Raw genomic sequence first — 25,340 nt, 5'->3', positions numbered from 1 at the left:
CGATTATTGTCGCGGGCTTTTTTCTGCGGCCAGGCCGCGGGTTTCAGTCGTTATCGAGCGTGCGCTGGCGCAACTCGTGCAGCTGCGACTCGACGACGGTCGCGTCTTCCGCGTCGGGGCGCTCGTCGAGATAGTGTTCGAGGTCTTCGAGCGCCGGGCGCAGATAGTCGAGCCGAGCATAAGCGAAGCCGCGGTCGCGCACTTCCTCGATGTTCTCCGGCAGCAGGATCACGAGCCGCTGCTGGATGGCCAGCAGTCGCTGCCAGCGCTCGGTCTGCAGATAGACCGACTTCAGGTTGCGCAGCATGCGCGCGACGATCTCGCGGCGGGTGGCCGGCTCGAGCAGCATGCGCAGCGCGCGCGCCACGGAATCGCCGGCGTTGGCCACGAACGGCTCGAGCATCTCCACCATGTCGGATTCGGTGAGCGTGCGGCCCGTGGTGGGATCGAGCATCTCGTCGCCTTCGGGCAACGCCACGCGCAGCAGAAAATGTCCCGGAAACGACACGCCCTTCACCGGCAGGCCGAGCTGGGTCGCCATTTCCAGATACAGCACCGCCAGCGAAATGGGGATGCCGCGCCGGCGTTTGAGCACGGCGTTCAGATGGCTGTTTTCAGGGTCGAGAAAGTCGTTGAGGTTGGCCGCGAAACCCATCTCGCGAAAGAAGCAGCGGTTGAGCACGGCAACCTGCTGGCGCACGTCCGCCCCTTCGGGCATGCGGCGGCGCACACGCAGCGCGAGTTCGTCGATCTCGGCAAGCGTGCCTTGCAGATCGAGATCGGGATAAGCGTCCTGCGCGATCGCAAGTGCCGCCTCGGTGAGCGGCAGGCTCTCGTCGTCGGCAACGAGCGCGCTGAAATAATCCAGAACCCGCGTAGTCATCGTCGTCACTTCGCCCGCCTCTTGAAGTACGCGTATTTGAAGCCCATCAGCCAAAGCATACCGAAATATAGCGCCGCGAACAGGACGAGGCACGCACCGAGCAACGCGATGCGTTCGAGCGGCGCATGACGCAGGGCAATCCAGTCGTAGCTGATGGCGCACCAGTGCATCGCCCCGGCCAGCACGAGACATGCCCCGAGCAACTGCACGAAGAACGTCGCCCAGCCGGAGGACGGCATATAGATGCCGCGGCGGCGCAGCCCGATGAACAGCAGCAGCGCGTTCATGCAGGCGCCGAGGCCGACCGAGAGCGTCAAGCCCGCGTGCGAGAAGATCGGCACGAAGAGGTAGTTGCTGATCTGCGTGGCGATGAGCACGCCCACACCGATCTTGACCGGCGTCTTGATGTCCTGACGCGCGTAGAAGCCGGGCGCGAGGATCTTGATGAGGATGAGGCCGACGAGCCCCACCCCGTACGCCGCGAGTGCGCGGCCCGTCATGATGACGGACGTGGCGTCGAACTTGCCGTAGTGAAACAGCGTGGCCGTGAGCGGCTCGGCGAAGAAAAAGAGCGCAACGGCCGAAGGCGCGGCAAGCAGGAACGTCACGCGCAGGCCCCAGTCGAGCAACGCCGAGTACTCGTGCGGATCGGCATCGACGTGCGCTTTCGAGAGGCTCGGCAGCAGGATCGTGCCGAGCGCCACGCCGAGCAGCGCGGTCGGGAACTCCATCAGGCGGTCGGCGTAGTTGATCCACGACACCGCGCCGGGCCCCAGACGCGAGGCGATATTGGTATTGATGATGAGGCTGATCTGCGCGACCGAGACGGCGAACATGGCGGGCACCATCTTCGCGAGCACCCGCTTCACGCCTTTGTGCGCGAGCGCCTTGAGCGGGTTCAGGCCGATGCGCGGCATCATGTCGATGCGCTTCAAGCCCGGCAACTGCACGATGAACTGCAGCACGCCGCCGACGATCACGGCCCACGCGAGCGCGTAGACGGGCTGCTTCATGTGCGGCGCGAAGGCCACTGCCGCCGTGATGAACGAGACATTGAGCAGCACCGGCGCGAACGCGGGCAGCGAGAACTGCTTGTACGTGTTGAGCACGCCCGACGCGAGCGACGTCAGCGAGATGAACACGATATAGGGGAACATGATGCGCGTCATCGTGACGGCAAGCGGGAACGCTTGCCCGTCGCTCTTCAAGCCCGACGCGACCACGATCACGACGAACGATGCGCCGAAAATGCCGAGCAACGAGAGGACGGCGAGCACCCAGGCAAGCACGGTCGAGGTGGCGTCGACGAGCGCGCGTGTGGCGTCGTGGCCCTTCTGGTTCTTGAACTCCGCGAGAATCGGCACGAACGCCTGCGAAAAGGCGCCCTCCGCCGAGATGCGGCGCAGCAGGTTGGGAATACGAAACGCGACGTAGAAAGCGTCGGTGTACTGGCTCGCACCGAAGGCGCGCGCAATCAGCGTTTCTCGGGCCAGACCGGTCACGCGCGACAGCAGCGTGAAGCCGCTGACTGTCAGCAGGGCTCGGAATAGATTCATGGGGCGGTCATTATACGGGCGTCGTCCGCTCCATCGCGGATGCGCAGCGCAAAGGTCGGCGCAAAACCCCGCACGACGCCGCAGGCGAGCGGGAGGCAAAGACCAGGCGCGCTGATTGTGACCGTGTCGCGTGAAAGGCGTTCACGTCCGGCGGCGCTTGTCTTCGCTATCGCACTGTGATTGCCACCCTCATGATTCTGTTGCTATAATCATTGATTCGAGTTCTTCCAGAGGGCTCGAAACGCGTCTTGGAAAGGGGGCGGGAAAGCGTCGGCAACCCGGCGTCAGCAACCCGCTCTGGCACAAAAGGCGCGGCTGGTTGAGCGAAACTCAGCTGGCAAATACCGTTTTGAACGTTTCAGGCATCGCTGCCGGTCGTTCAAATCCAGGCAAAGAGCGTCGGTCGCACCACGCTCCGCAATCACAAGGAATCGCAATGGCAAACTCCGCACAAGCACGCAAGCGCGCCCGTCAGGCCGCGAAAGCAAACTCGCACAACTCGGCACTGCGCTCGAAGTTCCGCACCGCCATCAAGGCTGTTCGCAAGGCAATCGACGCCGGCGACCAGGCTAAGGCTGCTGAAGTTCTGAAGGCGTCGGGCAAGACGCTCGACATCATCGCCGACAAGAAGATCGTTCACAAGAACAAGGCCGCTCGCCATAAGAGCCGCCTGGCTGCTGCCGTCAAGGCAATGCAAGCCGCGCAGTAAAGAGATCCGGATTGCCGGCCACGGCTGGCATCCCCTCTTTGAGCTGCACCACAAAAAACCCGCCTCGGCGGGTTTTTTTGTTTCTGCCGGGCGCAAAAAAACCCACCGAGGCGGGTCCGTCCGTTGCCTGCGCCGCGCCGTCAGCGCACGTTGGCTTGCTGCGTGGCGTGGTCGTGAGGCAGTTCGCACGCCTCGGTCACGACGAGGTCGTTGTCCTTCGCGAAGTTCATCACGAAATTGAAGGCCATGGGCTCGATGTCCTTCAGGCGCGAGTCCAGCACGACGACCTTGAGGTCGCCGATCATCGTCGGGCGCACATAGAGCGAGTAGCGCAGATACGCATTCGGGCCGCGAGCATTGGCCGACGCTTTCGGACCAAAGCTCGACATCACCCCGGCGAGGCGCTCCGACCAGTCACTCGGACGAAACTTCTTCCCCGCGCTGGTGATGCCTTGAATGAAGTATTCGGTTGGAGCTTCGTCGGCCATGCAGGAGTACCTGTGTGTGTAGCTGCTGGGTGCGTTTGCAGCGTGTAACGGCGGCACGAGCGCTGCGCCCGCGCGGGTACCGCGGAACGCCGGCCGCGGGGGTCGCCCGCCGCCACACGCATGGACAGTCCGATGGATAGGAAACGGCTGCCGCGCATCCCGCCTGGCGTAAAGTCTCGATAATCGCCGCCGACGCGTGTCGCAAGCAGGTCTCGCAACGGGATCGACAAGACGATTTCGCGGCGCACTGCCAGTCGGCGCACAGGCCGCTCCAGCGGGCTTGCCTGGCGCGGCCGCGAGGTGTTGCCACCTTGCCGTCACACACGTTCAGGGCCCGTTTGTCGTGCCTAAGAAATCTCTGGGATTATAGCGCACTGACCGTTTTGACGCAGTGCACACAAGGCACTTGAAAGGCTGGATCCGGGCTCTCGCGATGCCCGCAAAACAGGCACGAAAGCCGTCGCAAAAGTGCCACCCACCGTACGCCCAGGGCGCCTGCCTATATTTTGGGCAACTCGTCAAAATGCGTAAAATCCTTTATGCTGCTTTGACTTACCACCAACCGCAGCGGCGTCGCCGGCCCAATCCTGTAGTTCGAGGCCGGATCGGGCGCCGTTTTTGTTTCATGACCTCCCGGACCATACGCCATTACCTGCAGTTCAAGGATTTCTCCCTTGACGAATATGAATATGTGCTGGAGCGTGCGCGCATCCTGAAGCGCAAGTTCAAGAACTACGAGACCTATCACCCGCTGCACGACCGCACGCTGGCGATGATCTTCGAGAAGAGCTCCACGCGCACGCGCCTTTCGTTCGAAGCGGGTATCTTCCAGCTGGGCGGCCACGCGGTGTTCATGAACACGCGCGACACGCAGCTCGGCCGCGGCGAGCCGATCGAAGATTCGGCGCAGGTCATCTCGCGCATGGTCGACATCATCATGATCCGCACATTCGGCCAGGACATCCTGCAGCGCTTCGCCGAAAGCTCGCGCGTGCCGGTCATCAACGGTCTCACGAACGAGTACCATCCCTGCCAGGTGCTGGCCGACATCTTCACGTACTACGAGCACCGCGGTCCGATCCGCGGCAAGACCGTGGCGTGGGTCGGCGACGCCAACAACATGCTCTACACGTGGATCGAAGCTGCGCAGATCCTCGGCTTCAAGCTGCGCATCTCCACGCCGCCGGGTTATCCGCTCGATCCGGCGCTGGTCGCGCCGCAAAGCAAACCGTTCTACGAAGTGTTCGACGACCCGCACGACGCCTGCGACGGCGCCGACCTCGTCACGACCGACGTCTGGACCAGCATGGGCTTCGAGGCCGAAAACGAAGCGCGCAAGCAGGCCTTCGCCGACTGGTGCGTGGACGCGCCGATGATGGCCCGCGCCAACGCCGATGCGCTTTTCATGCACTGCCTGCCCGCGCACCGCGGCGAGGAAGTGAGCGCCGAGGTGATCGACGGCCCGCAGAGCGTGGTTTGGGACGAGGCGGAAAACCGCCTGCACGTGCAGAAGGCGCTCATGGAGTTCCTGCTGCTCGGCCGCCTGAACCACTGAGCCTCGCGCACATCACCAAGAAGAAAGCCGACCTGAAAGTCGGCTTTTTTGTGCGCGCTGCGGCGCGCGCCTCGTTCATCAGACCGTTTCACCAAGACGGCGCGCCAGCGACTTCAGAAGCGGCGCCACGCGCTCGCGAAACACCTCGGGGCCCATCGACGAAGCCGGCCCGCTGCAGCTGAGCACGAGCCAGCGACGCTCGCGCGGCTCGCGAAACGGCACCGCCACCGCGTTGACGTCTTCGTGCCAGTCGCGAAACGAATAACAGCACCCCTCCTTGCCGAACACCTCGATCTCGTGTTTCGCGGCCGCAACCAACGCCGGCCCTTCGGCGCCCGCTGTCTTCTCCAGTTCCGCGAACAACGCCATCCGCACATCGATGGGCTGCACGGCCAGATACGCGCGGCCCATCGAACTCGTCAGCATCGAGAGCCGCGAGCCCGACGCGAGGCCGAGCGTGAGCGCCGTCTCGCTGCGGATCGTCTCCAGATAGATCACGTCCAGGCCGTCACGGCACCCCAGCGACACCGCGGCGCCCACCTCGCGCGCGAATGCGCGCATATGCGGGCGGGCGAGTTCGAGCGTGTCCGTGCCGGAAAGCAGCGCAAAGCCGAGCGACAGCACCCCGGCGTCGAGCGCATATTTGCCTAGCGATTCGTCAAAGCGCAGATAACCGAGCACGGTGAGCGTGTATGCGAGCCGGTTCACGGTCGCCTTGGGCAGGCCCGTGCGCTCCACGAAATCGCGGTTGCCGAGCAGCGTCTCGCCGGGACGGAATGCGCGCAGCAGGTCGAGCCCGCGGGCAAGCGCCACGACGAACTTGCGCTCGTCGATCGGTCCCTCGGCCAGCGAAGCAGAAAAAGAGGAAGTCGTAGTCATTCCGGATGCAGACATGGGCGCCCTGGTGCTACACTAAAGTCAATTTGCAAAACATTGTTCCGCATAGCGGAACTTACGTCAAGCGCAAATTTGCCCATTTCAAGGATTTGAGGAAAGGAGAGACACCATGGCCGCACACGCCCAGTTCCATTGGGAAGACCCGCTTCTGCTCGACCAGCAGCTCACCGAAGAGGAGCGCATGGTGCGCGACGCCGCCGCCGCGTATGCCCAGGACAAGCTCGCGCCGCGCGTGCTGGAAGCGTTTCGCCACGAGAAGACAGACGCCTCGATCTTCCGCGAGATGGGCGAAGTCGGCCTGCTCGGCCCGACGATTCCCGAGCAATACGGGGGCCCCGGCCTCAATTACGTAGCTTATGGCCTGATCGCGCGCGAAGTGGAGCGCGTCGACTCCGGTTATCGCTCGATGATGTCGGTGCAGTCGTCGCTCGTGATGGTGCCGATCTTCGAATTCGGCTCGCAAGCGCAAAAGCAGAAGTACCTGCCCAAGCTCGCGAGCGGCGAATGGATCGGCTGCTTCGGCCTCACGGAGCCGAACCACGGCTCGGACCCGGGCAGCATGGTCACGCGTGCGAAGAAGGTGAACGGCGGCTACGCGCTCTCGGGCGCGAAGATGTGGATCACGAACTCGCCGATCGCCGATGTTTTCGTCGTCTGGGCGAAGCTCGAAGAAGACGGCAAGGACGACATCCGCGGCTTCATTCTGGAGAAGGGCTGGAAGGGTCTGTCGGCGCCGGCCATCCATGGCAAGGTGGGTCTGCGCGCTTCGATCACCGGCGAAATCGTGCTCGACGAAGTGTTCGTGCCGGAAGAAAACCTCATGCCGGGCGTGAAGGGCCTGCGCGGTCCGTTCACCTGCCTGAACTCGGCGCGCTACGGCATTGCCTGGGGCGCGCTCGGCGCCGCGGAATCGTGCTGGCACACCGCGCGCCAGTACGTGCTCGACCGCAAGCAGTTCGGCCGCCCGCTTGCCGCGAACCAGCTGATCCAGAAGAAGCTCGCCGACATGCAAACGGAAATCACGCTCGGGCTGCAGGGCTGCCTGCGTCTTGGCCGCATGAAGGACGAAGGCACGGCGGCCGTCGAGATCACGTCGATCATGAAGCGCAACTCGTGCGGCAAGTCGCTCGACATCGCGCGTCTCGCCCGCGACATGCTGGGCGGCAACGGCATTTCCGACGAGTTCGGCGTGGCGCGCCACCTCGTGAATCTCGAAGTGGTGAACACGTACGAAGGCACGCACGACATCCACGCGCTGATCCTCGGCCGCGCACAAACGGGCATTCAGGCGTTCTTTTGATCGCCGCCCTGCCCGGCTTCGCCGGCGCATGAAAAAACGCCGCACGATTCGTTTCGTGCGGCGTTTCTGTTTCGGCGCCCGTGACGCGGACGCTGGCCGACCGGCTTACTTGTTGGGCTGCGGTGTCATGCGCAGATACGGACGCAGGGCCTTGTAGCCCTTCGGGAACTTCTGCTTGAGGACTTCCTCGTCCTTCAGCGACGGCACGATCACGACGTCGTCGCCCTGCTTCCAGTTGCCGGGCGTCGCGACCTGATAGTTGTCGGTGAGCTGCAGCGAGTCGATCACGCGCAGCACCTCGTCGAAGTTGCGGCCCGTGCTCGCCGGATAGGTGATGATGAGGCGCACCTTCTTGTTCGGGTCGATAACGAAGAGCGAGCGCACAGTGAGCGTCTCATTCGCGTTCGGATGGATCATGTCGTACAGCGTGGACACCTTGCGGTCGCCGTCCGCGAGAATCGGGAAGCCGACGTTAGCGGCTTGCGTCTCGTTGATGTCCTTGATCCACTCGTTGTGCGACTGGGCGCTATCCACCGAAAGCGCAATCGTCTTCACGTTGCGCTTCTCGAATTCGTCCTTGAGCCTGGCGGTCAGGCCAAGCTCGGTCGTGCAGACCGGCGTGAAGTCGGCCGGGTGTGAAAACAGCACGCCCCAGCTATTGCCGAGCCACTCGTGAAACTTGATGCGGCCAATGCTCGAATCCTGCTCGAAGTCGGGTGCGATATCGCCAAGACGTAGACTCATGGTGCGGTTCCTCTGAACGAAGTGAACGGGTTTGATCGAACCGGCGCGCGCTGCCCGTTGATCCAGTAGACGTTTACAACACTCAAGCATACAGGCCCAGGTTGCGCCCCGCGAACGAACATCGGTTCACACCGGTATGAGTTTTTGTAATTTTGAGCCGATTGGAGGAAACTTTAGGTGCCGGATCAAATCAATGACTCACCTCGCGATTATTTGTGAGCGGGATCCAGAGCCCCGTCCATACACGCTCGCGGGAACGGATCGTGCGAACTCGCAGGTCGTGGCGGCGCGTCATGCTTGCCAGCGCCCGTATCTTTGTTACGATTCACGCGTGATGTGACACGATGGGAGCCAGTCAATGTCAGAAGTCAACAAGGAGAGGCTGATGTCCGATATCAAAACCGTCCTCGCGGACGCAGAGGACCTGCTCAAGCAGGCTGCGAGCGCTACGGGTGAGCGCGCTTCGGAATTGCGCGAAACGGCACTCTCGCGTCTGAAGCAGGCAAAAGAGAAGGCCGCCGACGTCCAGGTGGTCGTGGTCGAGAAAGGCAAGAAAGCGGCCCGCGCCACCGACGACTATGTCCACGAGCATCCGTGGGCGTCGATCGGGATCGCCGCCGGCGTGGGCGTGCTGGTCGGATTGCTGATCAACCGCAAATAAAGCAGCGCTCGCCGCGCTACGCGAGTGGGCTCCGGGCCCCTCGCGCGGCGCGCTCGACCAGGCGCTGGCAGCGCTTGCCTGACGGCTTTTCGTTGGCGCGGCCCGCCGCACCGCTTGGTCTCGCCGGGCAATTCAGCCCGCTGTATTTTGTTGCGTTTTTTTCTTGCGCATTGCTCGGGCATCCGCCTGCGCCACCTGCCATCGCCATGACGACAGACACCCACTCGCAGCGACACGAACACGGGCCGTTGCGCCGACTGCTCGGCTCCGCGTCCGCGATGCTACAGACGCGGCTAGAACTGATCGGCATCGAACTCGCCGAGGAGAAGGACCGCCTCATCGGCGTGCTCTTTCTTGGTCTCGCGGGGATGATGTTCGCGATGCTTGCCCTGATCGCGCTCACGGCGCTCGTTGCCATCGCCTTCTGGGACACGTACCGCTGGGAGGCGCTCGCCGGTCTCACGGTCGTCTACGCGATCGCGGCCATTTTCTGCGGCCTGAAGGCGCGCCGCGGGCTGCACACCGCGCCACTCGTCTTCCAGGCGACGCTCGAGGAATTCGAGAAAGACCGAGACGCCCTGCGCAACCCCTAGCCGCGAGCCGACGCCATGAATCAACCTCGACCGGACACTGCTTTTCGCCCCCGCCGCGGCCGCGCGCACGATCTGTCGACGCCGCAGCTGCGCGCCCTGCGCAAGGAATTGCTGCTCGTGCGAGCGAGCGTCGAGCGTGCCGAAATGGCCGAAGCGCTCGTCGACATCCGCGCGACGGTTACGAACTTCAGCTGGCTGCGGTTCGTCGTGCCCGGATTCAGTCGCTCAGGCGGCGGCGTGGCTTCCGGCCTCGGCAGCCTGCTCAAGGAATATCCGCTGGTCAGTTCGCTCATCTCGCTCATCGTGGCAAAGCCGCTGCGTACGAGCATCGTCTCGGCTGCGCGCCCCGTCATCAAGTGGGGCGGCCTCGCTTTTACGGCGTGGGAAGCGTATCGCGTTTGGCAGCAGGTGCGGCGCCAGCGCGGCACCTCTGCGAACCGGCCTGCCCGCGACAAGTCCGACGAAGACGACCTCACCGGCTGATCACCGCCGCCCGCGGCAGCCCTCCAGGCCGTTCACCGGTCCCTCCAGCACATCTGCGTAGCCGCCGGGACAACGCCGCTGCCTGCAGCACGATTGCTGCGCGTGCCGGTTGCGTCGAGTACGAAGGCGCCGCACGCATCGCCACGCATCGGCCCGGCTTCCACCGGATCGGCTACGAGGGCGTAGCCGCCGTTGGAATCGTCGGCGGGCATGAGACGCAGGCGGTAGACGGGCGTTCCCGTCGGCGGAGCCTGGTCGAACCCAGTGGGCAAAAGTGCCATCGACGCGCTCTGCGTATCGACGAGTTGCGCTGCGCGATAGAGCGCGGCCACGGCGTCGATGCGATGTCCCCGCGCGATCTGCGCCCTCCACCCCGGCATCGCGAAGGCGGCGACGATGGCGGCCACCGCCAGCGCGATGACCAGTTCGAGCAGTGTGAACGCGTTGTACCGGTTGCTCTTCACCTTACCTCCCGTTTGCCTCGTCAAAAGGGCCTCGCGACGACGTAGCGCCAGTGATGCTCGACGCGTGTCGCGTCGCCCTCGGCTTCGATGACCAACTGGTCCTGCAGCCAGCTTTGGGTGTCTTCCGATGCGCCGAACCCTCGCGCCGTGACGAGATACGCGCGAGCCAGCGGACGGATCTCGATGCGCCAGGCCTCGACGAGGCATTGCGGCGTGCGCACAGACCCCGGCCACGCAGCAAGGGGCGCAACCGTCTGCCGCTCGAAGCTGTCCTGCCGCCGCCAGGCTTGCGGCTCGCCTGACTGCGTGGCCGCCGCTGGTGGGGCCAGCGAGCCATTCGTCAGCGCACGCGAGCACAACACGAGCGCGGCGTCGGCGGCATGGAAGGCCTGCAGATGATCGGCGACGGCATCCGCGTTGCGCCGCGCCAGCAGCGCGGCCTCGAACCACGCCGCCGAGGTCGCGAGCATCATCGCGACGACAAGCAGCACGACTGGGAGCGCCACGCCGCGAGCCGTGGCCAGTGTGCGACGCTTCCCGCGCAGGCTCATTTTCATGACGCTGCCGGCAAAACGTTACGCAGCACGATGTGCCGCCAGAACGCTTGTCGCGCTCGCCCATCCGCGCCGAGCGCCTGCACGCCATCGCAATCGACGTATCGGATGCGCCGCGCAAAGGCCGCTCCGCGCACCAGCACGCACAGATCGACCGCGACGACCGACGCCCACTGATCGCGCGCCAGCGCCGAAGCCTCGACCGCTTGCGCCGCGCCCGCCGTCCAGTAGCGCAGGCGCAAACGCTCGACGCCCTCGACGAGCGGCTGTGGCTTGCCGACCTTGCCGGAGCCCGCGCAGTAAAGCTCGCTTTCGCGAGTCGTGTGGCTCGCCGCCGCGGCATAATACCGGTTCACGATTTCCACGCTCCCCATACCAACCCCCTGCCCGAGGCAGTCGGTAACCTGGCCGTTTGCGGCGGGCCACGTCGATACACTGTCGCCTTGATAGCGCACGGCCAACCCGTCGGAGCGGCTCGGCAGCAGCGCGCAGGCAAGCGCCGCATCGGTACCGCTCGGGCTCCCCGCCGAGCAGCCGAAGATCGCGGCGCCGGCAAGCGGCGAGCGTGCGTCCGCCGAAACAAAACCGGCCATCTGAATCTGCTCGCCGATCAGCATCAACGCATTCATGCCGGCCTCGTGGATGCGCGCAGCGTCGCTCGCCTGCGCGTATGCCAGGCGCTGCATGCGATATGCCGAGAGCGCGCCAAGCGTCACCACGAGCCCCAGCGCCACGGCGATCGTCAGTTCGAGCAATGTGTGGCCAGCCTGCCGGCGCACGTGGGAGAGCCGCATGTTCATCGCAAAAACACGAGGGCGACGCAGGCGCGCCCGGCGGAAGCCGTGGCATCGAGACACCGCGCAACCCGCGAAACCGGCGTCGATCCCGACGCTGCGCCGTGCGGTGTCGCCGCCCAACTCACGGACGCGATCGATGCGTCGCCGCCCGCGCTCGACATGGTCAGCCGCCCTTCGGGCACGACGCTCGCCGCCAGCGCCTGCCATCGATCGGTCGTGGCGGGCGTTGCCCGCGCCACGCGCGCCGCTTCGGCCATGGCGTCAGCGGCAAAGGCCGCGCGCTCGCGCGCCGCTGCCAGTTGCGCATGCCGGGCCAGCCCGAGCTGGGTGCTCATCAGGCCGAGCCCGCACATCGCCATGATGCCGAGCGCAATGGCGACCTCCAGCAGCGTCGACCCGCGCTCGCCGCGCTCGCTCACCCGGCTCATGACGCCCCCGTGCATGCGCCGTCGCTGATGCGTGCCCGCCCCCCCTGTGCGATGCGTATGCAGCGACGCCAGCCCGCACCGCGTTGTGCCGCCGACGGGACCCGCGGGGCAATCTCGAAGTTGCGCAAGCTGCCGATGGTCTGCCCCGCCGGCGGCGAAAACGTGATGGCGGTGAGGCCCGACGCCACGGAGATCGCATCGAGCGCCGGCTGGATGCGCAACGGGATAGACGCTCCGGCGCGCTCGATCATGACGGCCCAGCCACAGGACCAGTCGGCAATTCCGGACGGACACGCTTTGGCCGCCTCGAGGCAATGGCGCGCGGCGTCGACGCGGCAAACGGTGACGCGCGCCTTGCGCCGTATGGCCTCGTTGCGTGCATAGGCGAGCGTGCCGAGCATGGCGTTGGCGCGCGCGTCGACCTGATCGCGCACGCGCCACGCGGTGAAAACGGGCGTGGAAACCGTTGCGCAGATCGCTAGCAGGACGATGACGACCATCGTCTCAATGAGCGTGAATCCTCCGGACTTCATGAGCAATCCTTAGTTCGAGCGGATTGCCATCAATCTACGGACGAAAACGAAACGAAACAATTAGCCGAACGGCTAGCTGGTGCGCGCAACGTCGGCTCGCGAGAATGCAAGCGTTACGACAGCGGCCTGGCAGGAGGGAAGAAAAATGGGAATGCGCTCAGCGCTTTTTCGCGGGGTTGTTGGCGCCCGCGCGGCGGAATTCCTCGATCACGTCTTCGAATTCGGAGACGTCCTCGAAGCGTCGGTACACCGAAGCAAACCGTACGAACGCGACCTTGTCGAGTTCGCGCAATTCGCCCATGACGAGCTCGCCAAGGCGCTCGCTGCGCACTTCGCGCTCGCCGCTGCCGAGCAGTTGGTCCTCGATACGGGCAACCGCCGCGTCGATCGCATCGGCCGCAACCGGGCGCTTGCGCAGCGCCAGTTGCATGCTCGCCATGATCTTGCGGCGGTCGAATTCCGTGCGGCTGCCATCCTTCTTGACGATCGAAGGCATCGCCAGCTCGACCCGCTCGTACGTCGTGAAACGCTTGTCGCAGGCCGGGCAGCGGCGGCGGCGCCGGATCGCGGCGCCGTCTTCGGACACGCGCGAGTCGACGACCTGCGTGTCTTCGTGCCGGCAGAAGGGGCAGCGCATGGGTTATCGCGTGGCTTAGCGGTAAACCGGGAAACGCTTCGTCAGCTCGGCGACCTGCGCCTTCACGCGCTCGATCGTCGCGGCGTCTTCCGGATTGTCGAGCACGTCGGCGATCAGGTTGCCGACCTGCTCGGCTTCCTTCACGCCAAAGCCGCGCGTCGTCATGGCCGGCGAACCGAGACGGATACCGCTCGTCACGAACGGCTTTTCCGGGTCGTTCGGGATCGCGTTCTTGTTGACCGTGATGTGCGCGGTGCCCAGCACGGCTTCCGCCGCCTTGCCGGTGATGTTCTTCGCGCGCAGGTCCACCAGCATCACGTGGCTTTCCGTGCGGCCGGAAACGATGCGCAGACCGCGCTTGACCAGCGTCTCCGCCAGCACGCGGGCGTTGTCGACCACTTGCTGCTGGTAGGTCTTGAATTCCGGCGAGAGCGCTTCCTTGAACGCCACGGCCTTGCCGGCAATGACGTGCATGAGCGGACCGCCCTGAATGCCCGGGAAGATGGCCGAGTTGATCTGCTTCTCGAACTCCGCCTTCATCAGGATCACACCGCCGCGCGGGCCGCGCAGGCTCTTGTGCGTGGTCGTGGTGACGAAGTCGGCGTGCGGCACCGGGTTCGGGTAGACGCCCGCGGCGATCAGACCGGCGTAGTGCGCCATGTCGACCATGAAGTACGCGCCAACCGCCTTGGCAACCTTGGCGATGCGCTCGAAGTCGATACGCAGTGCGAAAGCCGACGCACCGGCGATGATCAGCTTCGGCCTGGTTTCGTGCGCGCGCTTTTCGAGCGCGTCGTAGTCGATGTCTTCCTTGGCGTCGAGGCCGTAGCTCACGACGTTGAACCACTTGCCGCTCATGTTCAGCGCCATGCCGTGCGTGAGGTGACCACCTTCGGCGAGGCTCATGCCCATGATGGTGTCGCCCGGCTTGAGCACGGCGAAGAACACGCCCTGGTTGGCCTGCGAGCCCGAGTTCGGCTGAACGTTCGCGGCTTCGGCGCCGAACAGCTGCTTCACGCGGTCGATCGCGAGCTGCTCGACGATATCCACGTTTTCGCAGCCGCCGTAATAGCGCTTACCGGGGTAGCCTTCGGCGTACTTGTTGGTGAGCTGCGAACCCTGCGCGGCCATGACCGCGGGCGAGGTGTAGTTTTCCGACGCGATGAGCTCGATGTGCTCTTCCTGGCGGCGGTTCTCGAGTTCGATCGCCTTGAAGAGTTCGGGATCGACGTTGGCGATGGTGCTTTCGGCTCTGTCAAACATACGGATTCCGTTAAGTGTGTTCAGGTTGACCGGGTCTCGCGCGGAACGCGTAGCGGGTACGCGGCGCTGCTGGCGAAGAGGCCAGCCTTGACGTGGCGGAAGGAGGTGCCGCACACGCGAGGCAGGACAGCCCCCGCAGCGCAAACGAAAGCGCGCGAAATCAGGCTGCCCAGGCGAACGGCAAAACGGCACCCTGCGCTTCACGGTGGGTCGTTCCACCTTGAGTCCCCAATAACGAGCGCATGGCTACCGCCAATGCCGCCATTTCGGAACCCTATCGCCAGTCACGCAGGGATTGAGCGCGTTAGTTTATTGGAACGGCAGGGAATAGGCAACCGCCCGCCCCCAGTGCGCTCGGGCGTCCCGCGGGCTGCGACGCGCCGTGCGGCGGCGCCGGCCATGCGATCCGCGCGCGTACTGTCCCTTTCTTGCCGCAATGCGGCATTGCAAGTAGGCTCTCCCCTTTTCCCGCCTTCTACCGACCAGAGAGCCACCATGATCGTTTTCGTCACCGGCGCGTCCGCAGGATTCGGCGCCGCCATCGCTCGCGCCTTCGTGAAGGGCGGACATCGCGTCGTCGCCACGGCTCGCCGCAAGGACCGCCTCGACGCCCTCGCCGCCGAACTCGGCGACGCCCTCCTGCCCATCGAGCTCGACGTGCGCGACCGCGCGGCGGTCGAAGCCGCGCCCGGCGCGCTGCCGCCCGGGTTCGCCGGCGTCGACGTGCTGGTCAACAACGCCGGCCTCGCGCTGGGCGTGGAGCCGGCACAAAAGGCCGACCTCGACGAGTGGGAAACCATGATCGACACCAACTGCACCGGTCTCGTGCAGGTCACTCACGCGTTCTTGCCCGGCATGGTCGAGCGCAACCGCGGCCACATTTTCAATATCGGTTCGGTGGCGGGCCGCTGGCCGTATGCGGGGGGCAACGTCTATGGCGCGACCAAGGCGTTCGTGCGTCAGTTCAGCCTGAACCTGCGCGCTGACCTCGCGGGCACGGCACTGCGCGTGACCGACATCGAGCCGGGCCTGTGCGGCGGCACCGAGTTCTCGAACGTGCGCTTTCGCGGCGACGACACCCGGGCAGCCAGCGTCTACAAGGACGTGCAGCCGCTCACGGCCGAGGACATCGCCGATTCGATCTACTGGATCGCCACGCGCCCCGCGCACGTCAACATCAACACGATCGAACTGATGCCCGTTGCCCAGACATTCGCCGGTACCAGTATCCACCGCGGCTAAAAATACCTTACAAATTTAATACTTACGTCAGTCGTGCGAAAGACGTGGGGGCCTCGCGTTCCGGTAGAATGCGCGGCATGGAAAATTCCACCAGCAAGCCGGACGCGGCGTCGTCACCGGCCGGGCGCGGCTTTACGTGGCCGGTGCGCGTCTACTACGAGGACACCGACGCCGGTGGCATCGTGTTTTACGCGAATTACCTGAAGTTCTTCGAACGCGCGCGCACCGAATGGCTGCGCGCGTGCGGCGTCGATCAGCGTCGGCTCGCCGAGGAAACGGGCGTGCTCTTCGTCGTGCGCAGCACCGCGCTCGACTACCGTTCGCCGGCGCGCCTCGACGACGTCGTCACCACCGTCAGCCGCGTCGAGAAGCTGGGCCGCGCCTCGGTCGACTTCATGCAGGAAGCGTGGCGCGAAAACACGCTGCTCGCCACGGGCACCATTCGCGTCGCCTGCGTCGACAGCACGGCCATGCGGCCCGCACCCATTCCGGCCCCCGTTCATGAAGCCTTGCAACGTGGACCCCAGAAAGACCTGTACGCCGTGTCAACGGCAGTGCAGTAATTACCGTTGATACGACGCCAGTGAACTCGCGCCGGTCAATGCAGGACCAAGCAGGGTTCGGCCGCGACGGCACGAGAGCTTCCCAACCGCCTACGGGAAGCCTTGCGTTGTCTTGCAGCCGCTCGCCCCTTTCGGGACGTCACAACGAACCTATATGAACACTACACAAGATCTGTCGATCATTTCTCTCGTTCTTAATGCGAGCATACTGGCACAGGCGGTGATGGGGCTTCTTCTGCTCATGTCGCTGATTTCCTGGACTTTCATCTTCCGCAAGTGGTTTGCGATTCGCCGGGCGCGGTCCCAGACAGAGCGCTTCGAGCGCGACTTCTGGTCAGGCGGCGACCTGCAGGCGCTCTACCAGAGCGCAGCCAACAACCGTCACACGATCGGCGCGCTCGAGCGTATCTTCGAGTCGGGCATGCGCGAATTCCTGAAGGCGAAAGAGAAGCGCCTGAACGATCCGAGCCTCGTGCTCGACGGCGCCCGCCGCGCGATGCGCGCCGCCTTCCAGCGCGAAATGGATGCGCTCGAGGCGAACCTCTCGTTCCTCGCTTCGGTCGGCTCGGTGAGTCCGTACATCGGTCTTTTCGGCACGGTCTGGGGGATCATGAACGCGTTCCGCGGTCTCGCGAACGTGCAGCAGGCAACGCTCGCGAACGTCGCGCCCGGCATCGCCGAAGCGCTGACGGCGACCGCGATCGGTCTGTTCGCCGCCATTCCGGCGGTGGTCGCGTATAACAGCTACGCACACGACATCGACCGTCTGGCGATCCGCTTCGAAACCTTCATCGAAGAGTTTTCGAATATCCTGCAGCGTCAGGCCCACTAATCTTCACGAAGCAAGGAGTCGAAGATGGGAGGCTCAGTCCGTTCGAGCATGCGAGGCAGCCGCTCGCGCCGTGCGATGGCCGACATCAACGTCGTGCCGTACATCGACGTGATGCTGGTGTTGCTCGTGATCTTCATGGTGACCGCGCCGCTCGTGGCGCCGTCCATTGTCAACCTGCCGACCGTCGGCGGCGCGTCGCAGCAGCAGCAGGTGCCGCCCGTCGTGGTCAATATTCGCCCCGACGGCAATCTGAGCGTACGCTATAAGGATGACTCCGGCGCCACGCAGCAACAGACCATGACGCGCGCCGATCTCAACGGCTTCGTCGCCGATCGCGAGCAGAGCCATCCCGACCAGCCCGTCGTGATCGCCGCCGACAAGTCCGTCAAATACGAGACGGTGATGAACGTGATGTCCGACCTGAAGTCGCATGGCGTCAAACGTGTCGGACTGCTCGTCAAATCGCAATGATCCGCAAGAACGATTCGTATCCGCTGCAGCCTCCGCGAGAGCGTGGCACAGGACGTGCTATCGCCCTCGCGGTGCTCATGCACGTGCTGCTCGGCCTGTTCCTCTATCACGGCATCCGCTGGCAGAACAGCACGCCGGCGGGTGAAGAGGCGGAACTGTGGACCGAGGTGCCGGACCTGTCGACACCGAAGCCGCTGCCGCCGCCCGCGCCGGTCGCCCCTGCCCCGCCGCCGCCTCAAACCGAGGAAGCCGACATTGCGCTGCAACAGCAAAAGCGTAAGCAGCAGGAAGCGCAGCGCGAGGCGCAACTGGCCGAGCAGCAGCAGCGTCTGAAAGCCCAGCAGGAAGCCGAAGCGAAGCGTCAGCAGCAGCTCGCGGCTCAGCAGGCCGCGCAGCAGAAGGCCGAAAAGCTCAAGCAGCAGCAGGAACAGCAGCAAGCCGCGGCGGAGAAGCAAAAGCAGCTGCAGCAGCAGGACGCGCTCAAGAAGCAGCAGCAGGAAGAAGAGCAGCAGAAGCAGGCGAAGCTCGACGCGCAGAAGAAGGCCGACGCCGAGAAGGCGGCCAAGGCGAAGGCGCAAGCCGACGCCCAGGCGAAGAAGCTCGACGCGGAACGCCGCGCTCGCATCGCGCAGATGCAAGGCTCGATGGGTGGCGGCGAAGGCACGAGCGGCAACGGTCTCGCGAAGAGCGGCACGGGCAGCGGCTCGGGCGGCAACGCGACGTCGCCGGGCTACGCCGACAAGGTGCGCCGCCGCGTGCGTCCGAACATCGTGTGGGCGGGCGAAACGTCGGGTCTCGAAACAGAGATCGCGGTGCGTTGCTCGCCGACCGGCACGCTGCTTTCGGCGACGATCTCGCGCAGCAGCGGCAACGCGTCGTGGGACGACGCCGCGTTGCGGGCAGTTCAGCGCTCGGATCCGATGCCGGTCGATACCGACGGCAAGGCGCCTTCGAGCTTCAAGATCACCTTGCGCCCGGCTGGTTGATGGCGAGCGCAAGGCGCAGAAAGGTTGAGGAAAGCCGCCGCGCAACAGTGGCTAATAAGGAACGATTCGAACGTTTTCGGGTCAGTCTGCTGTTGCGCGTTATGACAAAATTGCTTTTTTCAGGAAATATCACAGCATGACATTGATGACGAAGCTTGGCCTGCGAACCCTCGTCGCGTCCTGCCTGATCACGGCGGGCGGCGCGGCGAACGCACAACTCAACGTCCTCGTCACCGGCGTGGGCTCCACCCAGTTCCCCATCGCCACGGCTAACTTTGCCGGTGAAGCGAATTCGCCCGAGCAGGTCGCGGCCATCGTGCGCGCCGACCTGCAACGCAGCGGGAAATTTACGAATATCGATGCCGGCAGCGCACCGATCTCGGAAAACGACTCCGTCGACCTCGGCAGCTGGAAGGCCAAGGGCGCCAACGCGTTCGTTGCGGGCAGCGTGAACAAGCTCGCCAACGGCCAGTACGAAGTGCGCTTCAAGCTCTACGACACCGTGAAGGGCGAAAGCCTCGGCGGCCTTGTGCTCACGAGCCCGGCAAGCGGCCTGCGCATGAGCGCGCACAAGGTTGCGGACTACATCTATCAGAAGCTGCTCGGCGATCGCGGCGTGTTCGCCACGCGTCTTTCATACGTGATCAAGACGGGCGGCCGCTTCCAGCTGCAGGTTTCGGACTCCGATGGACAAGACGCGCATATCGCGCTGTCGAGCCCCGAGCCGATCATCTCGCCGGCCTGGTCGCCCGACGGCACCAAGGTCGCTTACGTATCTTTCGAAAAGAAGAAGCCGATCGTCTACGTGCACGACCTGCCGACGGGTCGCCGCGTGATCATTTCGGACCAGAAGGGCAACAATTCGGCGCCGGCCTGGTCTCCCGACGGCCGCACGCTCGCAGTAGCATTGTCGCGCACGGGCAACACGCAGATCTTCGCCGTCAATGCCGACGGCTCCGGCCTGCACCGCCTCACGCAAGGCACGACGATCGACACCGAACCCAACTACTCTCCTGACGGACGCTGGATTTATTTCACGAGCGACCGCGGCGGCCAGCCTCAGATTTACAAGATGCCGGCCCAGGGCGAAAGCGCCGCAGCGGCACAGCGTGTGACGTTTACCGGCAACTACAATACGAGCCCGAAGGCCAGCCCGGACGGCAAGCAACTGGCGTACATCTCACGCACGGGCGGCGGATTTAAGCTGTACATTCAAGATCTGCAGTCCGGTGTCGCCACGGCGCTCACTGACACGACACATGACGAGTCGCCCAGCTTCGCGGCGAACGGTCAGTACATTCTTTACGCCACACAGGTGAACGGCCGTGGCGTGCTGGCTGCTGTATCGACCGACGGTCGTACGCGGCAAATCCTGTCCGTTCAGGGCGGCAGCGTACGCGAGCCGTCCTGGGGTCCTTTTATGCAATAACACTTCAGGAGAGAAATAATGATGTCGAAGAAAGTACGCCTGGCCTTGGCCGTCTTGATGATCGGTGCACTGGCAGCGTGTAAGTCGGGTGTCAAGGAAACGAACCCGAACGCCGGTGCGATGAACACCCAGCCGAACCCGAACGCGGTCGCCCAGGTGAACGTCGATGAGCTGAACAATCCGAACAGCCCGCTCGCCAAGCGCAGCGTGTACTTCGATTTCGACAGCTACGCCGTCAAGGACGACTACCAGTCGCTGCTGCAAGCTCACGCACAGTACCTCAAGACGCACCCGGAACGTCACGTCCTGATCCAGGGCAACACCGACGAGCGCGGCACGAGCGAATACAACCTGGCGCTGGGTCAAAAGCGTGCTGAAGCGGTCCGTCGCGCCCTCTCGCTGATGGGCGTGCCCGATTCGCAAATGGAAGCCGTCAGCCTCGGTAAGGAAAAGCCGGTCGCAACGGGCCACGACGAAGCATCGTGGGCGCAGAACCGCCGTGCTGACCTCGTGTATCAACAGTAATTGAGCATTGGATGAAGGGGCGTATGTCGCACCGTTTCTCCCCGCTGCGCGTAGCCGCAGCCGCTTGCGTGGCTGGCGTCGCCTTTGCGGCGCTGCCGGCCCACGCGGGTATCTTCGATGACGATCAGGCGCGCCAGGCGATTCTCGACCTGCGCGCGAAAACGGACAGCCTGTCCAGCCAGCTGTCCGCCGCTCAACGCACGATCCTCGACCAGTCCAACCACCTCGACCAGCTCAACCAGCAGGTCGCGACGTTGCGCGGACAGAACGAGGATATGGCGAACCAGTTGGCGACCCTGCAGAAGCAACAGAAGGACTACTACACGGATCTCGACACGCGACTCAAGAAGTTCGAGCCGCAGCAGGAGACCGTGGACGGCATGCAAGGCACGGTTCAGCCGGGTGAGATGGACGCGTTCAACGCCGCTTCGCAGCAGTTCCGCAACGGCGACTTCAAGAACGCGGCGGCATCGTTCCGTAGCTTCATCGCGAAGTTCCCGCAGAGTCCTTACCAGCCGACCGCCCAGTACTGGCTCGGCAACGCGCTGTATGCGCTGAAGGACTACAAGGGGTCGACCGCGACGTGGCAGAACGTCGTCAACAAATACCCGCAACACCCGCGTGCCCCCGAGGCACTGCTGGCCATTGCAAACAATCAGATCGAGCAGGGGCAAAAGGCTGCGGCCAAACGCACGCTCGAGCAGGTCGTTTCGCAATACGGCAACTCGGATGTCGCCCAGACGGCGCAGAGCAAGCTTTCACAGCTCAAATAAGCGCTGCTGGATGGTTTTGGCGTGACGTGGCGCTGGCTAATGCCAATGCCGCGAAATGCGCCTCTCGCATACAGGGAAGGCCCGGGGCACGGCGTGCTCCGGGCGCTTCCATCGGTTTTATGACGGCAAAAGTTGACGCGTTGACCAGACGCCGCTATAATCCCGCTTCTCTTTTGGGTCGTTAGCTCAGCTGGTAGAGCAGCGGACTTTTAATCCGTTGGTCACAGGTTCGAATCCCGTACGGCCTACCAAAGCATCAAACAAAAAGCCCAGTCTCCGGACTGGGCTTTTTGCTTTGCAGCGTACGGCGCCGGCTCAAGCGTCTTGAGTGACTCGGCGCGCGAGCATGCGTCCAGCATGTATACTCCCTCCCTCCCCCGCCGTCCCATCCCCGCTGCACAGGCCACGTCATCATGAAGTTCACGACCCTTGCCTGCGCCCTGCTCGCGCTTTTCTGGCTCAGTCTGCGCGTTCAGGCGCAAATTCAACCGCAACCCGAAGACTACGCATACCTGCGCCGCATGCGCGTGCCGGACGCCGTCGTCAATTGCGTTGCCGCGCTCGACCAGTGGGTGCATAAGGCGCAGCGTTACGATTCTCTGCTCGTGCCCGATCGGCGCGCGCTCTCGGCGAAAATCGAGCAGCCCGCGCCCGCGAATGCCACGCCCACGCCCGTCGCGAGCGACGCACTTGCGCCTGCCCCGTCCATCGACACACTGATCCATCTGCGCGCCTTCGCCAAGGTCCGCGGCAAGTACGCCTGGGTGCCCGTGAAGGCCACCTGCGGGATCTGGCATTCGCACGTCGTCGACGTCGCGCTGTCGCCGCGCGGCACGCACGCAACGTCGCCGATCCACTGACGACACTTCGTCATCCTTATCGCTTCCCGCAACAAAAAAGCCCGCGCGCCTGACAGCGCACGGGCTTTTTCGCATCGAGCGACGCGCGGCCCATGCCGCGCGCAAACTCAGTCCGCCTTGACGCCTTCGACCTGGATCTGCAGCGTCGTCGCCGTCTTGAAGCCATACGACTGGCCCCAGTTCACGCCGTAGTCCGCGCGGTCGAATTGTGCCGATGCGTCCGCGCCGCACACTTCACGCTTGAGCATCGGGTTCTGGAAGCACTTGAACGAGTCGATCTTCAGGTTCAGCGGCTTGGTCACGCCATGCAGCGTGAACGTGCCGATCACTTCCACGGGCTTGTCGCCTTCGAAGCGGATCGACGTGCCCTTGTAGGTGGCCGTCGGGAACTTCGCGGTGTCGAGGAATTCGGCCGAGCTCACGTGCTTGTCGAGCTTCGCGTTGCCGGTATCGATCGACGATGCGTCGATCGTCACGTCCACCGTGCCCGTCTTCGCCTCGCGATCGAGCGTGACCGTGCCCGAGCTCTTCGTGAACTTGCCGCGCCACACCGAGACGCCGCCGAAGTGATCGGCTTCGAAGCTCGGATAGGTGTGCATCGGGTCGAGGTTATAGGTCGTGGCGGCTGCGAGCGCCGGCGTGGCGACGAAGGCTGCGAGCGAGGCGGCAACGGCCGCGGCGAAAATCGTGGTCTTCATGAATCGATTCCTGGTGCGGGAGAAACGGGATGAAAAAGCGGTGCCGTCCGCGCGTCAGTGCGCGGCGGACACGATGTGAAACTTGATCTGCACGTCGTCGGCGACGATCGAGGTGTCCTTCCACTCGCCCGAGCCGATGCCGTAAGCGAGACGCTTGATCGGCAGTGTGCCGTCGAACACCTGGGTGGCGCCGTCCTTGCGGTACTGCACCGGCACGACGACGTCGGTCGTCTTGCCCTTGATGGTCAGCTTGCCGGTCACCGTGAACGCGCCGTTCGCGGCGGGCTTGATCTGCGTGGAGACGAAGGTCGCGTGCGGGAAATGCGAAGCGTCGAACCATTCGTCGCCGGCGACTTCCGTGTTGTATTCCGGCGCGCCGAGGTCGAAGCTCGCCACCTCGACGTCGAGCTTCGCGCTCGATGCCGCGACGTTCGCCGGATCGAAGCGCACGTCGGCGGTGAAGTGGTTGAAGCGCCCTTCGACCGGCACATTCATTTGCTTGAACACGGCGCTCACGGAGTTCTTCGCGGCTTCGGCCGCGGCGTTGGCGTTCGTGGCGAAGGTCGTGGCAAGTGCCGCGCCGGCGGCGAGCGCCGCGCCGAGCGCGACGACGGAAGCAGTATGGGCAAGACGCTGGATCATGGGCAGTCGGTCCAAGGTGGAAGGTATCGGGAAATGGAGATGGCGCATGCGCGCCGCGAAGTCATTCGCGCGGCGTGCCGAACGGCAGCATGCGAGAGAGGATGTTCTGGCGGTCGATCAACTGGTGCTTGATGACGGCGAGCACGTGCAGCACGACCACGGTGAGCAAGGTGTAGTTCAGCGAGATATGCACGACGCGCAGCACGCCCTTGAGCGCGGTGTCGGGGCCGATCAGCACGGGCATCGGCCAGATGCCGAGGTACACGACCTGGATGCCGGCCGCCGAGCTGTAGAGATATCCCGTGACCGGAATCGCGACCATCAGCACGTAAAGCGCGGTATGGCCCAGGTGCGCGGCGAGCCGTTCCCAGCCATGCATAGAGCCAGGCAGCGCGGGCGCGGTGTGCGTCACGCGCCAGAGAATGCGCACCAGCACGAGCGCGAGCACGGTCACGCCAATCCACTTGTGCCACGAGAAGTAGCGCAGCTTCGTGGGCGTGATGCCCGGAATGTCGGTCATAACCCAGCCGAGCGCAAAGCCCCAGACGATCAGCGCGGCGATCAGCCAGTGCAGCAGCATGGCAACGCCGTTATAGCGGCCGGCGGGCTTGACGGTGGGGTTCATCGGCATACGACTCCATTATTCGAGGTGTGCACTTTACCCGGCCAAACCTATTCAAACAATCGTCTAAAATGGATGGTTATCATCCATTTTTTCGATAGATCGAAAAGGACCGTACCTCGTGGACCGCACCTCGGACCGCTCCCCTAGCCTCGAGCAGCTCCGCGCGCTGATCGCCGTCGCCGAAACCGGCAGCTTCTCGGCGGCGGCGCGCCAGCTCGACCGCGCGCAGTCGGTGGTCAGCTATACGATCGCCAATCTCGAGGCGCTGCTGGGCGTCGCGCTGTTCGAGCGCGGCAAGCGCAAGCCGGAACTCACGGCCGCGGGCCGCGCGATCCTCGCCGACGCGCGCCGCCTCGATCTGCTCATGGGTCAGCTTAACGCCAAGGCGGCCGGCCTGCAGAGGGGGCTCGAGGGCGAGGTTTCGCTGGCCGTGGACGTGATGTTTCCGTCGCAGCGGCTCGTCGAGGCCCTGCAGGCGTTCGCGTTCACGTTTCCCACCGTCGCGCTGAATCTCACCATGGAAGCACTTGGCGGCGTGCTCAAGCTCGTGCTCGACGGCGACTGCGCGGTGGGGATCAGCGGGCCGAACCACAACTGGCCGCACGTGATCGAAGCCCAGTCCATCGGCACCGTGGAACTCGTGCTCGTGGCCGCCCCCTGCCATCCGCTCGCCAAGGCGGAGCACCCCGTGCGCATTTCGGATGCGCGCGAGCATACGCAGCTGGTGCTCACCGACCGCAGCCGCCTTACCGAAGGCCAGAATTTCGGCGTGTACAGCAATCGCGCGTGGAAACTCGGCGACTTGGGCGCCAAGCACCGGCTGCTGCTCGCGGGCCTCGGCTGGGGGTCGATGCCGAAGCACCTCGTGGAAGCCGATCTCGAAGCCGGTCGGCTCGTGCGCGTCGCGCTCGCGGACCGGCGCTCGGTGAACTACAACATCTCGCTGATCCATCGCACCGACGCGGCGCGCGGCCCCGCCAGCGAGTGGCTCTGCCACTACCTCACGCAAGGCACGCCGCCGCAGGCGCCGTTGCCCGACGCGCGCTGAACGCTGAACTGGCGCGGGAGCGAAGCGCGTGCGGGTTGTACGAACGCAAGCCCGCGCACGCCTGAGTCTGCCCCTGGCGAGGTAGGGTGCGCCGCCCGCTT

Annotated in this window: 31 protein-coding genes, 1 tRNA gene and 1 riboswitch; of the genes, 17 read left to right on the top strand and 15 right to left on the bottom strand. The window is 64.5% G+C overall.

Annotation, left to right across the window (positions count from 1 at the left end):
• Positions 1-43: 43 nt before the first annotated feature.
• Complete coding sequence (locus tag ACOJB8_RS12495) at positions 44-883, bottom strand: SirB1 family protein (protein WP_035513442.1); 840 nt, start codon at positions 881-883, stop codon at positions 44-46.
• Between the two features lie 5 nt (positions 884-888).
• Positions 889-2,439, bottom strand: coding sequence for a murein biosynthesis integral membrane protein MurJ (murJ, locus tag ACOJB8_RS12490; RefSeq protein WP_069262793.1), 1,551 nt, complete (start codon positions 2,437-2,439; stop codon positions 889-891).
• A gap of 436 nt (positions 2,440-2,875) precedes the next feature.
• Between murJ and rpsT the strand changes: the two genes are divergently transcribed.
• Positions 2,876-3,148 carry a 30S ribosomal protein S20 gene (gene rpsT / locus ACOJB8_RS12485; RefSeq protein WP_069262794.1) on the top strand — a complete coding sequence of 91 codons (273 nt, stop codon included), beginning with the start codon at positions 2,876-2,878 and terminating at the stop codon, positions 3,146-3,148.
• A 140-nt stretch (positions 3,149-3,288) separates the two neighbouring features.
• Here rpsT and ACOJB8_RS12480 read toward each other — a convergent pair whose 3' ends face one another.
• Positions 3,289-3,636, bottom strand: a complete 348-nt coding sequence (locus ACOJB8_RS12480) for a DUF3579 domain-containing protein (RefSeq protein WP_069262795.1) — start codon at positions 3,634-3,636, stop codon at positions 3,289-3,291.
• A 625-nt stretch (positions 3,637-4,261) separates the two neighbouring features.
• On the opposite strand from ACOJB8_RS12480, the gene argF reads away from it, so the two are divergent.
• Positions 4,262-5,191 carry an ornithine carbamoyltransferase gene (argF, locus tag ACOJB8_RS12475; protein ID WP_475012742.1) on the top strand — a complete coding sequence of 310 codons (930 nt, stop codon included), beginning with the start codon at positions 4,262-4,264 and terminating at the stop codon, positions 5,189-5,191.
• 78 nt (positions 5,192-5,269) lie between these two features.
• Here argF and ACOJB8_RS12470 read toward each other — a convergent pair whose 3' ends face one another.
• Entirely contained in the window at positions 5,270-6,070 is an 801-nt protein-coding gene (locus ACOJB8_RS12470) for an IclR family transcriptional regulator (RefSeq protein WP_475012740.1), read from the bottom strand.
• Positions 6,071-6,197: 127 nt separating this feature from the next.
• Between ACOJB8_RS12470 and ACOJB8_RS12465 the strand changes: the two genes are divergently transcribed.
• The gene (locus ACOJB8_RS12465) at positions 6,198-7,388 is read left to right on the top strand and encodes an acyl-CoA dehydrogenase (RefSeq protein WP_368729136.1); all 1,191 of its coding nucleotides are present in this window, start codon (positions 6,198-6,200) and stop codon (positions 7,386-7,388) included.
• 105 nt (positions 7,389-7,493) lie between these two features.
• Here ACOJB8_RS12465 and ACOJB8_RS12460 read toward each other — a convergent pair whose 3' ends face one another.
• A complete protein-coding gene (locus ACOJB8_RS12460; RefSeq protein WP_069262799.1) occupies positions 7,494-8,132 on the bottom strand; it encodes a peroxiredoxin in 639 nt (212 codons plus the stop codon).
• 358 nt (positions 8,133-8,490) lie between these two features.
• Between ACOJB8_RS12460 and ACOJB8_RS12455 the strand changes: the two genes are divergently transcribed.
• The 3 genes from ACOJB8_RS12455 (at position 8,491) to ACOJB8_RS12445 (ending at position 9,869) form a co-directional block, all read left to right on the top strand.
• Positions 8,491-8,793: an ElaB/YgaM/YqjD family protein gene (locus ACOJB8_RS12455; protein WP_007584918.1), complete on the top strand. Its 303-nt coding sequence runs from the start codon at positions 8,491-8,493 to the stop codon at positions 8,791-8,793.
• A gap of 206 nt (positions 8,794-8,999) precedes the next feature.
• The gene (locus ACOJB8_RS12450) at positions 9,000-9,386 is read left to right on the top strand and encodes a phage holin family protein (RefSeq protein ID WP_069262800.1); all 387 of its coding nucleotides are present in this window, start codon (positions 9,000-9,002) and stop codon (positions 9,384-9,386) included.
• Between the two features lie 15 nt (positions 9,387-9,401).
• Positions 9,402-9,869 carry a DUF3318 domain-containing protein gene (locus tag ACOJB8_RS12445; RefSeq protein ID WP_069262801.1) on the top strand — a complete coding sequence of 156 codons (468 nt, stop codon included), beginning with the start codon at positions 9,402-9,404 and terminating at the stop codon, positions 9,867-9,869.
• A 32-nt stretch (positions 9,870-9,901) separates the two neighbouring features.
• Here ACOJB8_RS12445 and ACOJB8_RS12440 read toward each other — a convergent pair whose 3' ends face one another.
• The 7 genes from ACOJB8_RS12440 to glyA form a co-directional block, all read right to left on the bottom strand.
• Positions 9,902-10,333 carry a type IV pilin protein gene (locus tag ACOJB8_RS12440; protein WP_475012738.1) on the bottom strand — a complete coding sequence of 144 codons (432 nt, stop codon included), beginning with the start codon at positions 10,331-10,333 and terminating at the stop codon, positions 9,902-9,904.
• Positions 10,334-10,353: 20 nt separating this feature from the next.
• Positions 10,354-10,890, bottom strand: coding sequence for a pilus assembly PilX family protein (locus tag ACOJB8_RS12435; protein WP_475012736.1), 537 nt, complete (start codon positions 10,888-10,890; stop codon positions 10,354-10,356).
• Positions 10,887-11,681 (bottom strand): PilW family protein, encoded by a 795-nt coding sequence (locus tag ACOJB8_RS12430; protein ID WP_475012822.1) that lies wholly within the window; start codon positions 11,679-11,681, stop codon positions 10,887-10,889. The genes ACOJB8_RS12435 and ACOJB8_RS12430 overlap by 4 nt, the downstream gene beginning before the upstream one ends.
• Positions 11,682-11,683: 2 nt before the next feature.
• Entirely contained in the window at positions 11,684-12,112 is a 429-nt protein-coding gene (locus ACOJB8_RS12425) for a hypothetical protein (RefSeq protein WP_475012735.1), read from the bottom strand.
• Positions 12,109-12,645: a GspH/FimT family pseudopilin gene (locus ACOJB8_RS12420; RefSeq protein ID WP_069262805.1), complete on the bottom strand. Its 537-nt coding sequence runs from the start codon at positions 12,643-12,645 to the stop codon at positions 12,109-12,111. Before ACOJB8_RS12420 ends, ACOJB8_RS12425 begins: the two co-directional genes overlap by 4 nt.
• A gap of 157 nt (positions 12,646-12,802) precedes the next feature.
• Positions 12,803-13,282, bottom strand: a complete 480-nt coding sequence (gene nrdR / locus ACOJB8_RS12415) for a transcriptional regulator NrdR (RefSeq protein WP_342948473.1) — start codon at positions 13,280-13,282, stop codon at positions 12,803-12,805.
• A 15-nt stretch (positions 13,283-13,297) separates the two neighbouring features.
• Positions 13,298-14,545, bottom strand: a complete 1,248-nt coding sequence (glyA, locus tag ACOJB8_RS12410) for a serine hydroxymethyltransferase (RefSeq protein ID WP_069262807.1) — start codon at positions 14,543-14,545, stop codon at positions 13,298-13,300.
• A 160-nt stretch (positions 14,546-14,705) separates the two neighbouring features.
• Positions 14,706-14,843: riboswitch (ZMP/ZTP riboswitch) on the bottom strand.
• Positions 14,844-15,040: 197 nt separating this feature from the next.
• Here glyA and ydfG point away from each other — a divergent pair.
• The 10 genes from ydfG (at position 15,041) to ACOJB8_RS12360 (ending at position 22,226) form a co-directional block, all read left to right on the top strand.
• Positions 15,041-15,787, top strand: a complete 747-nt coding sequence (ydfG, locus tag ACOJB8_RS12405; RefSeq protein ID WP_368604070.1) for a bifunctional NADP-dependent 3-hydroxy acid dehydrogenase/3-hydroxypropionate dehydrogenase YdfG — start codon at positions 15,041-15,043, stop codon at positions 15,785-15,787.
• Between the two features lie 68 nt (positions 15,788-15,855).
• On the top strand, positions 15,856-16,350 hold the full coding sequence (gene ybgC / locus ACOJB8_RS12400; protein WP_069262809.1) for a tol-pal system-associated acyl-CoA thioesterase: 495 nt from the start codon (positions 15,856-15,858) through the stop codon (positions 16,348-16,350).
• 154 nt (positions 16,351-16,504) lie between these two features.
• Positions 16,505-17,182, top strand: coding sequence for a protein TolQ (gene tolQ / locus ACOJB8_RS12395; RefSeq protein ID WP_028205324.1), 678 nt, complete (start codon positions 16,505-16,507; stop codon positions 17,180-17,182).
• Positions 17,183-17,206: 24 nt separating this feature from the next.
• Positions 17,207-17,653 carry a protein TolR gene (tolR, locus tag ACOJB8_RS12390; RefSeq protein WP_035513412.1) on the top strand — a complete coding sequence of 149 codons (447 nt, stop codon included), beginning with the start codon at positions 17,207-17,209 and terminating at the stop codon, positions 17,651-17,653.
• Positions 17,650-18,639 carry a cell envelope integrity protein TolA gene (tolA, locus tag ACOJB8_RS12385; RefSeq protein WP_342948470.1) on the top strand — a complete coding sequence of 330 codons (990 nt, stop codon included), beginning with the start codon at positions 17,650-17,652 and terminating at the stop codon, positions 18,637-18,639. The genes tolR and tolA overlap by 4 nt, the downstream gene beginning before the upstream one ends.
• 136 nt (positions 18,640-18,775) lie before the next feature.
• Positions 18,776-20,068 carry a Tol-Pal system beta propeller repeat protein TolB gene (gene tolB / locus ACOJB8_RS12380; RefSeq protein WP_069262811.1) on the top strand — a complete coding sequence of 431 codons (1,293 nt, stop codon included), beginning with the start codon at positions 18,776-18,778 and terminating at the stop codon, positions 20,066-20,068.
• Between the two features lie 18 nt (positions 20,069-20,086).
• Positions 20,087-20,593, top strand: a complete 507-nt coding sequence (gene pal / locus ACOJB8_RS12375) for a peptidoglycan-associated lipoprotein Pal (RefSeq protein WP_042266217.1) — start codon at positions 20,087-20,089, stop codon at positions 20,591-20,593.
• A 23-nt stretch (positions 20,594-20,616) separates the two neighbouring features.
• Positions 20,617-21,366: a tol-pal system protein YbgF gene (ybgF, locus tag ACOJB8_RS12370; RefSeq protein ID WP_069262812.1), complete on the top strand. Its 750-nt coding sequence runs from the start codon at positions 20,617-20,619 to the stop codon at positions 21,364-21,366.
• A gap of 175 nt (positions 21,367-21,541) precedes the next feature.
• Positions 21,542-21,617: transfer RNA gene (locus tag ACOJB8_RS12365), tRNA-Lys, on the top strand.
• A 162-nt stretch (positions 21,618-21,779) separates the two neighbouring features.
• Positions 21,780-22,226 carry a BspC domain-containing protein gene (locus ACOJB8_RS12360; protein WP_342948469.1) on the top strand — a complete coding sequence of 149 codons (447 nt, stop codon included), beginning with the start codon at positions 21,780-21,782 and terminating at the stop codon, positions 22,224-22,226.
• 107 nt (positions 22,227-22,333) lie between these two features.
• Here the strand turns inward: ACOJB8_RS12360 and ACOJB8_RS12355 are convergent, their stop codons facing one another.
• From ACOJB8_RS12355 to ACOJB8_RS12345, 3 genes are all read right to left on the bottom strand, one after another.
• Complete coding sequence (locus ACOJB8_RS12355; RefSeq protein ID WP_069262814.1) at positions 22,334-22,924, bottom strand: YceI family protein; 591 nt, start codon at positions 22,922-22,924, stop codon at positions 22,334-22,336.
• Between the two features lie 54 nt (positions 22,925-22,978).
• Positions 22,979-23,566, bottom strand: coding sequence for a YceI family protein (locus ACOJB8_RS12350; RefSeq protein WP_342948592.1), 588 nt, complete (start codon positions 23,564-23,566; stop codon positions 22,979-22,981).
• A gap of 61 nt (positions 23,567-23,627) precedes the next feature.
• Complete coding sequence (locus tag ACOJB8_RS12345) at positions 23,628-24,191, bottom strand: cytochrome b (RefSeq protein ID WP_342948468.1); 564 nt, start codon at positions 24,189-24,191, stop codon at positions 23,628-23,630.
• Positions 24,192-24,309: 118 nt separating this feature from the next.
• On the opposite strand from ACOJB8_RS12345, the gene ACOJB8_RS12340 reads away from it, so the two are divergent.
• Positions 24,310-25,239 carry a LysR family transcriptional regulator gene (locus ACOJB8_RS12340; RefSeq protein ID WP_069262816.1) on the top strand — a complete coding sequence of 310 codons (930 nt, stop codon included), beginning with the start codon at positions 24,310-24,312 and terminating at the stop codon, positions 25,237-25,239.
• The last annotated feature ends 101 nt before the right edge of the window (positions 25,240-25,340 follow it).

The organism is Paraburkholderia sp. BR10141 (genome assembly GCF_056155635.1).
Note: the sequence above shows the minus strand (reverse complement) of the source record. Positions and strands in the feature narration are given on the sequence as shown.